Origin of the sequence: Tsukamurella sp. 1534, from assembly GCF_000312385.1 — a bacterium.
Classification (GTDB): Bacteria; Actinomycetota; Actinomycetes; order Mycobacteriales; family Mycobacteriaceae; genus Tsukamurella.
The window spans coordinates 856,770-870,264 of sequence record NZ_HE997626.1 but is presented as its reverse complement, the minus strand read 5'-3'; the positions used below and the strand labels follow the sequence as shown (position 1 = coordinate 870,264).

General features: G+C 70.6%; 13 protein-coding genes. 5 read left to right on the top strand and 8 right to left on the bottom strand.

The features are described 5' to 3' along the window. On the bottom strand, nt 1–2,573 hold a 2,573-nt coding region (locus BN39_RS04430), incomplete at its 3' end, for a (Fe-S)-binding protein (RefSeq protein ID WP_040766565.1). Nucleotides 2,574–2,723: 150 nt separating this feature from the next. Here BN39_RS04430 and BN39_RS04425 point away from each other — a divergent pair. Next, a complete protein-coding gene (locus BN39_RS04425; protein WP_019201152.1) occupies nt 2,724–3,275 on the top strand; it encodes a vancomycin high temperature exclusion protein in 552 nt (183 codons plus the stop codon). Nucleotides 3,276–3,299: 24 nt separating this feature from the next. Here BN39_RS04425 and BN39_RS04420 read toward each other — a convergent pair whose 3' ends face one another. The 3 genes from BN39_RS04420 to BN39_RS04410 are packed head-to-tail and all read right to left on the bottom strand — an operon-like array spanning nt 3,300 to nt 6,557. Continuing rightward, entirely contained in the window at nt 3,300–4,349 is a 1,050-nt protein-coding gene (locus tag BN39_RS04420) for a DUF6670 family protein (protein ID WP_019201151.1), read from the bottom strand. Next, entirely contained in the window at nt 4,346–5,026 is a 681-nt protein-coding gene (locus BN39_RS04415) for a TetR/AcrR family transcriptional regulator (protein ID WP_019201150.1), read from the bottom strand. The genes BN39_RS04420 and BN39_RS04415 overlap by 4 nt, the downstream gene beginning before the upstream one ends. A 49-nt stretch (nt 5,027–5,075) precedes the next feature. Beyond that, on the bottom strand, nt 5,076–6,557 hold the full coding sequence (locus BN39_RS04410) for an NAD(P)/FAD-dependent oxidoreductase (protein ID WP_019201149.1): 1,482 nt from the start codon (nt 6,555–6,557) through the stop codon (nt 5,076–5,078). A gap of 167 nt (nt 6,558–6,724) precedes the next feature. Here BN39_RS04410 and BN39_RS04405 point away from each other — a divergent pair, with 167 nt between their 5' ends. From BN39_RS04405 to BN39_RS04395, 3 genes are all read left to right on the top strand, one after another. Beyond that, nucleotides 6,725–7,231 (top strand): SRPBCC domain-containing protein, encoded by a 507-nt coding sequence (locus BN39_RS04405; protein ID WP_019201148.1) that lies wholly within the window; start codon nt 6,725–6,727, stop codon nt 7,229–7,231. Beyond that, nucleotides 7,228–7,746 (top strand): TetR/AcrR family transcriptional regulator, encoded by a 519-nt coding sequence (locus BN39_RS04400; RefSeq protein WP_040765861.1) that lies wholly within the window; start codon nt 7,228–7,230, stop codon nt 7,744–7,746. The genes BN39_RS04405 and BN39_RS04400 overlap by 4 nt, the downstream gene beginning before the upstream one ends. A 243-nt stretch (nt 7,747–7,989) precedes the next feature. Beyond that, nucleotides 7,990–8,484 (top strand): FBP domain-containing protein, encoded by a 495-nt coding sequence (locus BN39_RS04395; protein WP_040765859.1) that lies wholly within the window; start codon nt 7,990–7,992, stop codon nt 8,482–8,484. A 36-nt stretch (nt 8,485–8,520) separates the two neighbouring features. On the opposite strand, the gene BN39_RS04390 is transcribed toward BN39_RS04395, so the two are convergent. Together BN39_RS04390 and BN39_RS04385 are read right to left on the bottom strand one after the other, a co-directional pair. After that, nucleotides 8,521–9,747, bottom strand: a complete 1,227-nt coding sequence (locus BN39_RS04390) for an oxygenase MpaB family protein (RefSeq protein WP_019201145.1) — start codon at nt 9,745–9,747, stop codon at nt 8,521–8,523. Between the two features lie 132 nt (nt 9,748–9,879). Next, nucleotides 9,880–10,749 (bottom strand): exodeoxyribonuclease III, encoded by an 870-nt coding sequence (locus BN39_RS04385; RefSeq protein WP_019201144.1) that lies wholly within the window; start codon nt 10,747–10,749, stop codon nt 9,880–9,882. A 61-nt stretch (nt 10,750–10,810) separates the two neighbouring features. On the opposite strand from BN39_RS04385, the gene BN39_RS04380 reads away from it, so the two are divergent. After that, nucleotides 10,811–11,629 carry a squalene/phytoene synthase family protein gene (locus BN39_RS04380; RefSeq protein ID WP_019201143.1) on the top strand — a complete coding sequence of 273 codons (819 nt, stop codon included), beginning with the start codon at nt 10,811–10,813 and terminating at the stop codon, nt 11,627–11,629. Nucleotides 11,630–11,709: 80 nt separating this feature from the next. Here BN39_RS04380 and BN39_RS04375 read toward each other — a convergent pair whose 3' ends face one another. Next, entirely contained in the window at nt 11,710–12,573 is an 864-nt protein-coding gene (locus BN39_RS04375) for an alpha/beta fold hydrolase (protein WP_040766560.1), read from the bottom strand. Nucleotides 12,574–12,587: 14 nt separating this feature from the next. Next, on the bottom strand, nt 12,588–13,484 hold the full coding sequence (locus BN39_RS04370; protein ID WP_019201141.1) for an alpha/beta fold hydrolase: 897 nt from the start codon (nt 13,482–13,484) through the stop codon (nt 12,588–12,590). Nucleotides 13,485–13,495: the final 11 nt, after the last annotated feature.

Below are 13,495 nucleotides of genomic sequence, written 5' to 3'. Positions count from 1 at the left end.
GGCTTGGGCGCGCCGGGACGCTTGGCGCCGCCGGCCATGCCCAGTCCGACGGCGGGCTTGGCGGGTGCGGCCGGCTTGTCCTCGGCCGGAGCCTCCGCGGCCGGCTTCGCGCCGCCCGGCTTGGGGGCGCCGCCGGGCTTGGGGGCACCGGGGCGCTTGCCGCCCCCGGCGAGGCCCAGGCCCACCGCCGGCTTGGCCTCCTTCTTCTCCGCGGGCGCCGACGGTGCGCCCTCGGCGACCGGCTTCTCCTCGGCCTGCGCGGGTGCGGCGGCCTCGGCGGACGCCTCCGCGGGGGCGGCGGCACCGTCGGTCTTGCGGTTCGGGTTGCCGCGGACGATGCCCTCCGGCAGACCGCGCCTGACGGACTCGAGCAGCATCTGCGCGACGTCGACGACCTCGGGCGCGGTGCCCTCGGCCTCGGCGGTCTGCGCGGTGACGCCGTCGGAGAGCATCACGCGGCAGAACGGGCAGCCGGTGGCGATCTTCTTCGGCGTGGCCTCCGGCTTCGACGACAGCGTGTTCAGCGCCTCGTCGACGCGGTCGATGTTGATCCGCTTGCCGAGCTGCTCCTCCATCCACATGCGGGCGCCGCCGGCGCCACAGCACATCGACCGCTCCAGGTGCCGCGGCATCTCCGTGAGGGTCGCGCCGGAGGCGCCGATCAGTTCACGCGGGGCCTCGTAGACCTGGTTGTGCCGGCCCAGGTAGCAGGGGTCGTGGTAGGTCACGTCCTCCGACGGGGGAGCGACGGGCACGAGCCGCTTCTCGCGGACCAGCTTGTTGAGCAGCTGCGTGTGGTGCACCACCTCGTAATCGCCGCCCACCTGCGGGTACTCGTTGCCGAGGGCGTTGAAGCAGTGGGCGCAGGTCACGACGATCTTGCGCTGGTTCTGCGGGCGGTCGCCGAACACCTCGTCGAGCTGCTCGATGTTCTGCTGCGCCAGCATCTGGAACAGGAACTCGTTGCCCGCACGACGGGCCGAGTCGCCGGTGCAGGTCTCGCCCTGTCCGAGCACCAGGAAGTTCACCGCGGCCACGTCGAGGAGCTCGGCGACGGCCTTCGTGGTCTTCTTGGCGCGGTCCTCGTAGGCGCCGGCGCAGCCGACCCAGAAGAGGTACTCGTAGCCGTCGAAGCTGTCGGTGTGCTCGCCGTAGACCGGGATGTCGATGTCCATCTCGTCGATCCACGCGGTGCGGGCGCTGGAGTTCTGGCCCCAGGGGTTGCCCTTGTTCTCGAGGTTCTTGAACAGGCCCGCGAGCTCCTGCGGGAACTCGGATTCGATGAGCACCTGGTAGCGGCGCATGTCGATGATGTGGTCGACGTGCTCGATGTCCACGGGGCACTGCTCGACGCAGGCGCCGCAGGTGGTGCAGCTCCACAGCACCTCGGGGTCGATGACGCCGCCCAGCTCGTCGCCGTCGCCGGCGGGGCCGACCAGGGCGCGGTTGGCCTCGGCGCGGGCGTCGGCCGACAGCGCGTCCAGCTTGGCGTGGTCCAGCTCGCCGTCCTTGTCGACGAGGCCGACCTCGGTGCCCTCGTTGTCGGTGCTGCCGCCCGCCAGCAGGTACGGCGCCTTGGCGTATCCGTGGTCGCGCAGGCCCATGATGAGCAGCTTCGGGCTCAGCGGCTTACCGGTGTTCCACGCGGGGCACTGGCTCTGGCAGCGACCGCACTCGGTGCAGGTCGTGAAGTCCAGCCAGCCCTTCCAGGAGAAGTCCTCGATCTTGCCGGCGCCGAACGCGTCGTTGTCCGGGTCCGCGGACTCCATCTCCAGCACCTTGCCGCCGGAGGTCATGGGCTTCGCGGCGCCCAGGGCGCGGCGGCTGCCGAGCTCGCGCTTGAAGTAGATGTTGAAGAACGCCGAGAAACGGTGCCAGGCGACGCCCCAGGTGAGGTTGCTTCCCACGAGGATCAGGAACATCACGCCCGACATCAGTTTGACGAAGGCGAACACCGAGACCATGGTCGCGCTCGCGGGGAGCAGCTCGGCCACGTGCCGGGTGAAGAAGTCGGTGATGGGGTCGGACTCGCCGTAGGTCGAGATCTTCCCGGCCTTCACCAGGATCATGCCCAGGCCCTCGACCAGGACGATGAACTCGATCGTGTACGCGGGCAGGAACTTGCTGCCGGCGAAGCGCGAGAACAGCTCGGGCTTGCGCGGGTGCTTGACCTGCCGGATCACGATGAGCACGAGGATGCCCACGACGGTCGCGATGCCCAGCAGCTCGTCCATCAGGTGGTACACCTTCCACGAGCCGATGACCGGCCAGTGGAAGTGCGGGTTGAACGTCTGCGGCAGCGCCTCGAACCAGAGGACCATGCCGGCCAGGAAGCCGACCATCACCAGCCAGTGGGCGATGCCCACCGTCCGGTTCTTGATCATCTTGGTGTGGGCGAGGAACTCGACCACCACCTCGGCGGCGCGCGGGATGAACGGTCGCCAGCGGTCGGGCGCGGGCTGCCCCTGCGCGATGATCCGCACCATTCGTAGGGCACCCTTGAAGAAGGTCGCCCAGGCGATCACGAAGGCGATCGCGCCGATCGTGCCGAGAGTGATAGTCACGGCGGTCATGTCGTGGTCCACGGTCGTGCACCTTTCTGTCCCGCAGGCACTCGTCAGTGCAGCGAGACCAAGCCCAGCATCTGTACCTCACGGTAGAACCCGGTACTGACGGCTTTCCCTAGAAGGCTTGCCTAACTCGCAGATGAGTAGGGTGATCGCATGTGTCCTGCCGCGCGACTGCGCGACGTCGTGACCGGCATCACCGGCGCCGGCCCCCTCCATACGGCCGCCACCGCGCCGCCCGCCCCCGTCGCGATCGCGTTCGGCGCGTCGGTGCGCGGCGGCCGCCCGGGATCGTTCGTGGAGGGCCGTCTCGAGGCATCGTTGCAGCTCTACCGGTCGGGGCGGGTGCAACAGATCCTCGTGTCCGGCAACGCGGGCGGCACCTCGGGCGACGAGATCGCTGTCATGACGGGCTGGCTGCGCGCGCGGGGCGTGCCCGACGAGGCCGTGCTCACCGACGGAGCGGGCCTCGACACCTTCCTCGCGTGCCTGCACGCGCGCGACGACTTCGGGCTGCGGCGCGTGCTGCTCGTCTCGCAGTTCTTCCACGCCCGACGGGCCGCCGCGCTCGCCCGGCATCTCGGGCTCGACGCGGACGCGGTGCGCGCCGAGTGCGGCTGCACCCGCCGGGCGTGGGTGCGCAACCTGGCCCGGGAGTACGCGCTGTCCCGGCCCAAGGCCGCCCTGGACATCGCGCGCCGCCGCTGACGGCGCCGATCAGGCGCGCGGCTTTCAGGACCGGCGGGTGTCGACCCACTCCAGGTACGCGCTGCCGGCCACCTTGTCCAATCGGTAGGCACCGGCGTAGGTGTAGGCGCCGACGTAGCCGCGGCCGTGTCCGTAGCGCAGGGTGCTGTCGGCGTACCCCTCCAGCGCGAGCACGTCCTCGGCCCCGTCGCGCACCGTCCACCGGAAGTGGACGGGCACCGTCATGACGCGCCCCCGGTCGTCGGTCACTTCGCGGGACTCGAGGACGTCGAGCCGCACGTCGTCGTACACCTCGGCGGGCCGCCCGAGGGTCCGGACGTGGGCCAGGCGGCAGGCGATGCGGCCGCGGGCGCGGACGTCGGTGAGCAGGATCTGGGTGGATTCGTCGAGGTCGATGATCTGGTAGGTGAAGAAGTCGATCGGCAGCTTGAGCGGCCCGGGGACGGGTCGGCGGGTGAGCGCCTGATGAGTGCGCATCCGCGCGTACTCGAAGGTGCCCAGGCCCTCGACGGGGTGCCCGTCGACGGTGCCGGTGTAGGGAGCGGCCAGGCTCAGGTGGTCGTAGATCGGGGTCTTGACGAAGTAGGAGGCCTGGTCGGTGACCTCGAGTTCGAGGTCGACGTCGAACCCGGGGTAGCGGCCGCGCACCGTGACGCGGGGCAGGTCCACGCCGATCTCGAGCTCGTCGCCCCAGCGCAGGCTGGAGCCGTCCTCGGCGAAGTCGCAGTCGGCGGACAGGTCGTACGCGCGGTAGAAGTGCTGGTCGCCGTAGGCGGTGGAGGAGAGCACGGTGGTGGTGTCGCGCGCGTCCGCGGCGGCCAGGTGGTCCTGGTCGAACAGCTCGGCGCCGGGCGCCCCGATGAGGGTCATGGTGTTGACGTACCGATAGGGCGCGGGCAGATCGGGCACGAACACCCCGAAGTGCGTGGTGGACCAAGCGCGGGAGGTGGGGTGCGGCCGCAGGATGCCGGGCAGGTCGAAGGGCCGGCGGGACGCCTCGATCCGGCTGTCGATGAGGGGGAGTGCGCCGTCGACCACGGCGCGGGACAGCAGGGTGGAAACGATGGTGCTCAAGGGTTCTCCGTTTCGGTGGGGTCCTGCGGCGCCTGGACGGACCAGGCGGCGAGGACGCGGTCCGCTGCGGCCGAGACCTCGGCGGCGGACAGGTGGGGGTTGAGTCGCCAGAACTGCATGTTCGCGGAAACCATGGATTCCCAGACCAGCACGGCGACGGTGATGTCAGTGGGGGCGGTGAGGCCGGCGGCGCGCATCACGCCGGCGACCTCGGTAGCGGCCTGCTCGCGCAGCCTCCGGCGCTCGGCGCGGGCCACGTCGCGGCCGGCGCCCTCCGGGACGGACCGGTCGTAGAGCAGGGCCCAGTACCCGGTCCGCCCTTCCAGCGCGGTGAAGATGGAGGTGAGGACGGCGCTGGCGGCGCGGCTGAAGAGCGACATCCCCGGCCGCTCGGCCGGCGCGGTGTCGAAGGCGGCACGGACGGCGTCGAACACGATGGGGCCGGCCTGCTGCACGCACGCGACGTAGAGCTTGTCCTTGGAGCCGAAGTAGGCCAGCACCAGCGCTTTCGAGACATCCGCGCGAGCCGCGATGGCCGTGACCTGCGCGGCGGCGTAGCCCACGTCGCCGAACTCGGCGGCGGCGGCTTCGAGGATCGCGGCGGTCCGCACCTCGCGGGGTACGCCGCGCGTCCCGGACCGGGCCTGCCCCGTTCGCGGGGCCCGGTCCGCGGTCATCGTCGTCCCTCGTTCACGGGCTCCATCTTCGAGTGCGGTCACGGGGCGGTCAAACGGTTCCCGCGAGCCCGACGGTGCCGGACGGTGCCGGGAGCGGCGGTCGCACGTCGTAGTCGCGGGCGTCGAAGGTCGCGGTCCGGCGCCGGTACTCGCGTACCAGTCCGGGCCAGTTCGACACCACGCGACCGGCTTCGGTGCGGTACCAACTGTCGCAGCGGGACCATACGCCGCCCTCGAGCCGCGCCTGGAGGCCGTCGTCGTAGGCGGTCTCGACCTCGGGGCGCACGGTGGCGGCGGCACCGTCGGGCACGGCGTCGACCGCCTGGCGGATGTACCCGGCCTGGCATTCGAGCATCGCGACGATGGAGCCCGAGCCGAGGTTGGTGTTGGGCCCGTACATGAGGAACATGTTGGGGAAACGGGGAACGCTCATGCCCAGGTAGGCGCGCGGGCCGTCGGTCCACGCCTCACTGAGCACGGCGCCGCCCGTGCCCCGGACCTCGACGTGGTCCAGGAAACCGCCGGCGGCGAAGCCGGTGCCGTGGACGATGACGTCGGCGTGGCGACGCCGCCCGTCGTCGGTGGTGATGGCGGCGGTGTCGACGGCGGCGATCATTCCGGTGACCACGTGCACATCTGGCCGGCGCAGTGCGGGGATGTACGTGTTGGAGAACAGGACCCGCTTGCATCCGAGGTCGTGGTCCGGCTTGATCGTCGCGAAGAGGCCGGCGTCGCGCGCCTGCAGGCGCATGAACCCGAGGGAGAACCGCTCCACGGCCTCCCGGGCGCGGGGCGCGTCATGCAGCGCGGCGGTGAACCCCTCGGTGATGCCCTGCCAGAGTCGGCGCTGTGCCCGCAGCACGACGGGCGCGCGGCGGGCGAGGACGGCGTGGGCGCGGGTGAGCCGGAAGTCCGGTCGGGGCAGCAGGTGCGGTGCCGAGCGCTGGTAGACGGTGACGGAGGCGGCCCGGCCGGCGATCTTCGGCACGATCTGGATGCTGCTGGCGCCGGTGCCGATGACGGCGACGTGTTTGCCGGTGACGTCGACGGTGTGATCCCACTGCGCGGAGTGGAACTGTTCGCCCGCGAAGGACTCCCCGCCCGGGAGGTCGGCGAGCACCGGCGTCGAGAGTTGGCCGACTGCGGGCACGAGGAAGTCGGAGGTGACCGACGTTCCGTCGTCGAGGGTGGTGATCCACCGGTTGTCCGTCTCGTCGAACTCCGCGCGGCGGACGTCGGCGCCGAAGCGGATCCGGCGGTACACCCCGAACCGGTCCGCGTTGTCGCGCAGGTAGTCCAGGATCTCCGCCTGCCCGGCGTACACGCGGGACCAGTGCGGGCTCGGGGCGTAGGAGAAGGAGTAGTAGGCGGACGGGACGTCGCACGCGGCGCCGGGGTAGGTGTTCTCGCGCCAGACGCCGCCCACTTCGGGGCCGCGCTCGAGCACGGTGACGTCGTGGCCCGCGCGGATCAGTTCGATCGCCGCGGCGACGCCGGAGAACCCGGCGCCGATCACGATGACGGAGGACATGGAGGTCGCCTTTCCGTTGGGTTAAGTGACTCGAAGGTCATATTAGAGTCGGATTGACCGCTAGGTCAATTGGCTCCCACTTGCGGTCCGGGGGCAAGGTGGGTCGACTTGCGGGCTAACAGTGTTAGCCATATGGTATGGCTAACATTGTTAGCTAAGGAGGCGTCATGCGGCGGATCGTCGGAACGACTGTGGTGGCATTGCTGTTCGGCGTGGGCGTGGTGGCCTTGTACGGGGAGCGCATCGAGGAACGATCCATCGACATTGAGGCACCGCCCGGCGTGGTGTGGAGCGTGCTCGTCGACTTCGCCGCCTATCCCGAGTGGAATCCGTTCATCCGCTACGCAGTCGCCCCGTCGGGCCTTGCGGTGGGACAGCGGCTCGACGTGCGGATCGCGAACCACGGCAGCGAGACCGGCTTCCGACCCGAAGTGCTTGCCGCGACGCCGAAGCGTGAGTTGCGGTGGCTCGGACGCGTCGTGGCTCCCGGGATCCTTGACGGGGAGCACGCTTTCGAGGTGGAGGAGACTCGGGCCGGAACGAGAGTGACGCAGCGTGAACACTTCCGGGGCGTCCTCGTCCCGGTGGCCGGTTCCGCGCTCGACGTGGGTGACGCGTTCGACGCGATGAATCGTGCACTGCGTGAGCGCGTCCTCGCTACCATCGCTCGGTGACTGAGAGTCCCGACCCGCTACACCGACTCACGCCGCGTGCGCGAGAGATCATCGCCGCCGCCCGAGCCATGCTGGAGCGCGACGGCTGGGAGGCGATCACCATGCGGGCCCTTGCGGACGAAGTCGGTATGAGGGCACCGTCGCTCTACAAGCACTTCGCCGGCAAGGACGCGGTGAAGTCGGCGCTGGTCGCCGTCGCCCTCGCCGAATCCGGTGCGGCCCTGCGTCCGGTGACCACCGTGGCGGCGCTGCTCACCGCGTACCGGCACACGGCTCGCTCGAATCCCAACCTGTACCGGCTCGCCACGGGCGGGCCGCTGGACCGCAGTGCACTTCCGGAAGGACTCGAGGACTGGGCAGGAGCGCCGTTCTTCGAGGCAACCGGTGATGCGCACGCGGCGCAGGCGCTCTGGGCGGCGGCACACGGGATGGCGGTTCTGGAGATCGACGGCAGATTCCCCACGGGTGCGGCTCCGGAGGCGACGTGGGTCGACTTGGCGGCCCGCTGGGACTGAGCCTCCGAATCGCGGTCACTGACCCGCGGTATTCCGGGGGTCAGTGACCGGAAATCCGTTAGCGGGCGGGGGACTGCCGCGCGTAGAGTGTCCGACGTGAACCGAGGAGGAGTGTCCGGCGCCCTGCGCCACGGCAGATGACCACGCCCCGCAGCCGATCCGTCTGGACCGGCTGTGCAGCTCTGTCTTCACACACTCCGTACCCCGCCGCGAACGGCGGGTCCCGAATCAGGACGGTTCATCATGCATGCTTTGACTCAGAACGAGATCGTTTCCGCGTTCCGCGGGGCCACCAAGAGCGAGGTCAAGCGGGTCACGTTCCCGCAGGACTTCGCCGAGACGGACTTCGACAGGCTCGAGTTCTACGGGTGGCACGATCGCAAGATCCCGCACCGCGCCTATGTCGCCGTGCCGACCGACGACGGACTGGTGAGCATCCTGCTCTCCCGTGCTGAGACCAAGCCCAAGGCGAAGGCCATGTGCACCTGGTGTCGCGACGTCGACATCACCAGCCAGGCCGTGCTGTACACGGTGCGACGGGGCGGCTCGGCCGGGCGCAAGGGGGACACGATCGGTGTCCTGGTGTGCGAGGACTTCCGCTGTTCCGCGAACGCGCGGAAGCTGCCGCCGGCCTTCCACAAGGGCACCGACGTGGACGCCATCCGCGAGCAGAACCTCGACGACCTCCGGTGGCGGGTCGGCGCCTTCGTCGCCCAGGTGCTCAGCACCGAGGATTGACCGCCGGCGGCCGCCGGGCGCGCGGGCGCCCGGCGGTCAACCGTGGTTCGGGTTGTTCGTCGTCGGGATCGCGATGTGGATCGGCCGGAATTCGCCGAGGTAGACCAGCTCCAGCGTGTTCGCCAACTGATCGAACTGGTGATAGATCTCCGGCGGCATCGCGGTCTGTGTGAGGACGCCCTCGCGGATGGCGACGTAGGTGGGCCAACCCGCCGCCAGCAGCGCCTGCAGGACCGGCTGAGGAGGAAGCTGCATCCAGTCGGTCAGTTTGTCGCCCAAGGAGTATCGCGTGAAGGCCTCCAGTGACGGGCGGGAGACGAGCGTCCCGTCGGCGGACCGCCCGAGGTCCATGAGCATGCTCGCGATCTTCACGCCCTCCGGCGTGGGCCCCATGATGGTGTCCAGGTCGCGCTGCGCCTGCAGCTCCGCCTCGTCCCAGGTGGCGGGGATGTACTCGTCGCGGATGCCCAGCATGTGGCCGTTGACCTGCCAGGAGTGCAGCAGGCCGTCGACCTCGTCCTGCGGGAGGTGTACGCCCCAGTTGCGCATGATCCGCATGCCCATAGTGGCCAGGGTGTGCCAGGTGACCATCATGTCGGCCTGGGAGATCGGCGCCTTCTGGTCCGCCGTCTTCCGCCAGTGCGGCGACTGCGGGAGCAGGTGCCGGACGGCGCCGTGGGTGAGGCGCACCTTGACCGCCGTCGTCGCGGCGCGACCGTTCGGTCCGTACGCGCCGACGGCGATCTGGTCGTAGACCAGCCGATAGGTCTTGGCGATGCGGTCCTTCATGTTCGAGCCGCCCACGGACCAGTACACGGCGCGCGATTCGCGGGGGATCACCGACATCATCACGCCGCCCGAGAAGCCGATGATCATCGACAGGTACAGGCTTCGGGTCGTGTAGAAGGCGTCGGCGCCCTTCATCAGCCGCTGGTCCATCCACGGCGGCAGCCGGCGCGCGTGCTCGATGAAGTCGCGCACGTCCTTCGGCAGGCCGTCGGGCAGCGGTTGTGCGTTGAACGTCCAGTCCTCCAGGAGGCGGTTGATCCTCGGGGCGTCGCCGCGTTCGAGCACGTCGGCCATCAGCGGATCGGCCTCGTCGTCCCAGGTGTGCCTCGGGTCGGCGGTGGAGGTGGCGCGGATGCCGGGTTCAGCGGCCGCCCCGCCCGCTCCGAGCGATGAGGCGCCGAGCGCCACGGCGCCGGCTCCCGCCGCGCCGACCCCCGCCGCGCGGAGCGCGTCGCGCCTGCTGATCCCGTTCACTCGCGCTCCCCCTCGTCCACCGCTCGACACGTCGGCGGTCAGGGTATGCGATCAGATGTTGCGATTGCAATCACTACACCGGGAGTGCGCGCCTCGCCCGCCCCCGCCCTTGCCGGTCGGTGGGTGCCGGCGCTAGCTCTTGGCTTGCGGCAGCGTCGCGCCCTTGGGGGAGACCCGCCCGGCCGAGGGCGGCGGCACCATCGGTCCGATGTCTCCGTCGGGCGCGGTGTCGAGATCGAGCATCACCGGCGCGTGGTCGCTCGGGCCCTTGCCCTTGCGGGCCTGCCGGTCGATCCACGCCGCGGCGGTGCGGTCGGCCACCTCGCCGCTCGCGAGGATCAGGTCGATCCGCATGCCGAGGTTCTTGTTGAACATCCCGGCGCGGTAGTCCCAGTAGGAGAACACCTGCTCAGTGGGCCAGTGCTCGCGGACCACGTCGCGCAGGCCGAGGGCCTCGAGGGCGGCGAGGGCCGCACGCTCGGGTCCGGTCACATGCGTGTGGCCGGCGAAGGCCGCCGGATCGAACACGTCCTCGTCCGTGGGGGCGATGTTCATGTCCCCGCACACCAGCTGCGGCACGGTGTCCGCCTCCACCTGCGCGCGCAGCGCGTCCAGCCAGGCGAGCTTGTAATCGTAGTGATCGGACGCGACCTCCCGGCCGTTCGGCGTGTAGAGGGAGTGCACGCGGATCCCGTTGCACACGGCGGAGATCGCGCGGCCCTCGGTGACGCCGTCGAAGTCCGGCGCGCCGGGGATGCCGACCACCACGTCCTCGAGGCCCACCTTGGACAGCACGGCCGAGCCGTTCCACTGCGGCTGCCCCGCGGTCGCGAACTCGTAGCCGCGTTCGGTGAGGTCCGGCCCGATCAGCGTGGCGAAGGCGTCGTCGGTGAGCTTGAGTTCCTGCAGGCACACCACGTCGGGCTGCCGGGAGTCCAGCCATTCGAGCAGGCGGCCGTGCCGCTGTTTCACCGAGTTCACATTCCACGTGGCGACGCGCATGCCTCCACCGTATCGGTGGGCACCGACGAGTCCTGCGGAGCGGTTCGGCAAGGATGGGGGTATGGATTCGAGGGAGAGGTACCTGCGCGCCGCCGTCGCGGCGTCCGCCGTCGTGATCCGCGAGTACTCCACGTCGTTCTCGCTGGCCGCGCGCCTGATGCCGCGCCGGGTCCGCCCGCACATCACGTCCGTCTACGGGCTCGTCCGGGTGGCCGACGAGATCGTCGACGGTGCGTGCCCCACCGATCCGCGGGCGCACCTCGACGCGCTCGAGGCGTCCGTCGAGCGCGCGATGGAGGAGGGGTTCAGCGCCGACCTCGTGGTGCACGCGTTCGCGAACACGGCGCGGGTCACGGGTTTCGGAACCGAGCTCACGCGGCCGTTCTTCGCGTCCATGCGCGCGGACCTCGCCCCGTCGCCGCACACTCCGGAATCGCTCGCGGAGTACATCCACGGGTCCGCGGAGGTCGTGGGGCTGATGTGCCTGCGGGCCTACCTGCTGGACGTGGCCGAGCACGATTACGAGCGGCTCGCCCCCAGCGCGCGGCGGCTCGGCGCGGCCTTCCAGAAGGTCAACTTCCTGCGCGACCTCACGGACGACGAACTGCGCCTGGGGCGCTCGTACCTGCCCGAGCTCACGCAGGCCGCGTTCGACGGTGCGCTCGACGACACCGCCGCCGACCTCGCGGCCGGCCGCGCCGGGATCGCGGAGCTTCCGCGGGACGTGCGGCGCGGCGTCCGCGCCGCCGCGGACCTCTACGAGGAGTTGCTGCGCCGCCTGCGGTCCGCCGGGCTCGACGGTGCGCGTTCCGGCCGCGTCCGCGTCCCCGCCGCGGCGAAGCTCGCCGCCGTCGCCCGCGGACGGCGTACTCGTGGGTAGCCAGCACTGGATGCAGACGTTTCCGCAGGAGGGCTCCTGGGCTAACGCTGTTAAGTCCCGGGGGCGGTGCCGGGCGGGGGCTACTGGGAGGCCGCGCGGGGGAGGTCGGTGGCGGCGTTGCGGTCGAGGAAGTCGGTGAGCAGCTCGTTGAACCGCTCCGCGCACTCGAGTTGCGGCATGTGGCCGACGCCGGGGATGAGGTGGCCCTCGGCGTGCGGCATGAGCATCCGCGCGGCGCTCAGGTGCGACGGGGGCAGGACCCGATCGCGGTCGCCCCACAGCACCAGAGTCGGCCGCGGGGTCTTCGCGATCCGGGCGTGCAACTCGTCGCGCCACGCCTGCTCGATGCCGTGGCGGATGGATCCGAGGAGGTCCGCCGTGCGCCACGCCGTGAGGCCGGCCTCGGTCTCGCGGGCGATGGCGAGGGCGTGGTCGATGCGGGCGCGGGTCGCGAAGGACTTGTCCGCGAAGATCAGTCGCTCCTGCAGGATCGCGCTCGGCCGGCTCGCGGTGGTGGCGAGGATCCTGCCCAGCACCGGGATCCCGAGCACGCGGAGCAGTGGAGTCACCTCCTTGCCGAAGCCCGCGGGGTCCACCAGGGTGATCGCCGCCACCTGGTCGGGGCGCTGCGCCAGCAGTGTCATCGTGACCGCGCCGCCGAGCGAATTACCCACCACGTGAACGGGTCCGGTGATGTTCAGCGCGTCCAGCGTCTCGCCGACGCCGCGCGCCAGCGCGTCCAGCCCGGCACCGTCGGGGTGCGGGGCGGACCATCCGTAGCCGGGCAGATCCGTGGCCACGAGGTGGTACTGCCCTGCGAGGGAATCGAACTGGGGATCCCAGTCCTCCAGGCTCCGGGTGATGCCGTGCAGCAGGAGCACGGTGGGCAGGGACTCGTCGCCGGCGGTGCGCACGCGCGCCCAGCGGCCGTTGACGGTGATCATGCGCTTCGAATCATTCACCGGTGGGCCTCGATCCATTCGTAGGTGGCGTCGGCCAGGGGGCCGGGGTTCTGTGCGACCACCCAGTGGCCGCCGGGGATGGGGACGTGACGCGATTCGGGCGACTTGCTCAGCCCCGCCAGTTGCAGCGGCGGCGTCACGAACAGGTCTGCTTCCGGCGTCAGGACCTGCACGGGGACCGAGGTGGTGGCCTCGGACGGGCGCAGGAACGGGCCGGGCATGTTGGCGCGGTACAGGTTCAGGCCGTTGGTGAAGTCCCGGTCGGCGCGAACGTACCCGTCTGCGGTGCGGCCATCGGTGCCGCGCTTCTCCAGCGTCTCGATGAGCTTCTGGCCCCAGCCGCGGCGGTAGAGGGCCTCCGCGAGTCCCGGGGTGAGGAAGAACGGGATGTAGGTGGAGCCGACCGCCTGGCGCAGCCGCGGGCGGACGTCGCCGAGGCTCCGCGCGCCCTGCAGGTACTCGCCCGCGTGGTTGAGGTTCGGTCCCGACACCGAGGTGTAGCTCGCGGTCTTGTCCGCGATCGCGGGGTCGACCACGGCGTGCCAGCCCTGGATCGATCCCCAGTCGTGACCGAGCAGATGCACGCTACCGCGATCACCGGACTGCTCACGCACCGTGTCGATCACGCGGGAGACGTCGGAGATGAGGCGGTCGAACCGGTACCCGGTCTTGCCCGCGGGAGCCTCGGACTCGCCGGCGCCCCGCACGTCGTAGGAGTACACGTTCGCGCGCCCGGCGAGGGCCGCGGCCACACCGTCCCACACGTGGTGGTTGTCCGGGTAGCCGTGGATGGTCACGACGGTGGGCAGCGCCGGATCGTGCTCGCCGTAACGGAAACCGGCGAGCGTCAGCCCGTCCGAGGTGGTCACGTCGAACCGCGTCTGATCGGTCATGAGGGGCCTTA

Coding starts and splice junctions, on each gene's coding strand:
- BN39_RS04425 (WP_019201152.1), top strand. CDS start 2,724: ATGTGTCCTGCCGCGCGACTGCGCGACGTCGTGACCGGCATCACCGGC.
- BN39_RS04415 (WP_019201150.1), bottom strand. CDS start 5,026: ATGACCGCGGACCGGGCCCCGCGAACGGGGCAGGCCCGGTCCGGGACG.
- BN39_RS04410 (WP_019201149.1), bottom strand. CDS start 6,557: ATGTCCTCCGTCATCGTGATCGGCGCCGGGTTCTCCGGCGTCGCCGCG.
- BN39_RS04405 (WP_019201148.1), top strand. CDS start 6,725: ATGCGGCGGATCGTCGGAACGACTGTGGTGGCATTGCTGTTCGGCGTG.
- BN39_RS04395 (WP_040765859.1), top strand. CDS start 7,990: ATGCATGCTTTGACTCAGAACGAGATCGTTTCCGCGTTCCGCGGGGCC.
- BN39_RS04385 (WP_019201144.1), bottom strand. CDS start 10,749: ATGCGCGTCGCCACGTGGAATGTGAACTCGGTGAAACAGCGGCACGGC.
- BN39_RS04380 (WP_019201143.1), top strand. CDS start 10,811: ATGGATTCGAGGGAGAGGTACCTGCGCGCCGCCGTCGCGGCGTCCGCC.
- BN39_RS04375 (WP_040766560.1), bottom strand. CDS start 12,573: ATGATCACCGTCAACGGCCGCTGGGCGCGCGTGCGCACCGCCGGCGAC.
- BN39_RS04370 (WP_019201141.1), bottom strand. CDS start 13,484: ATGACCGATCAGACGCGGTTCGACGTGACCACCTCGGACGGGCTGACG.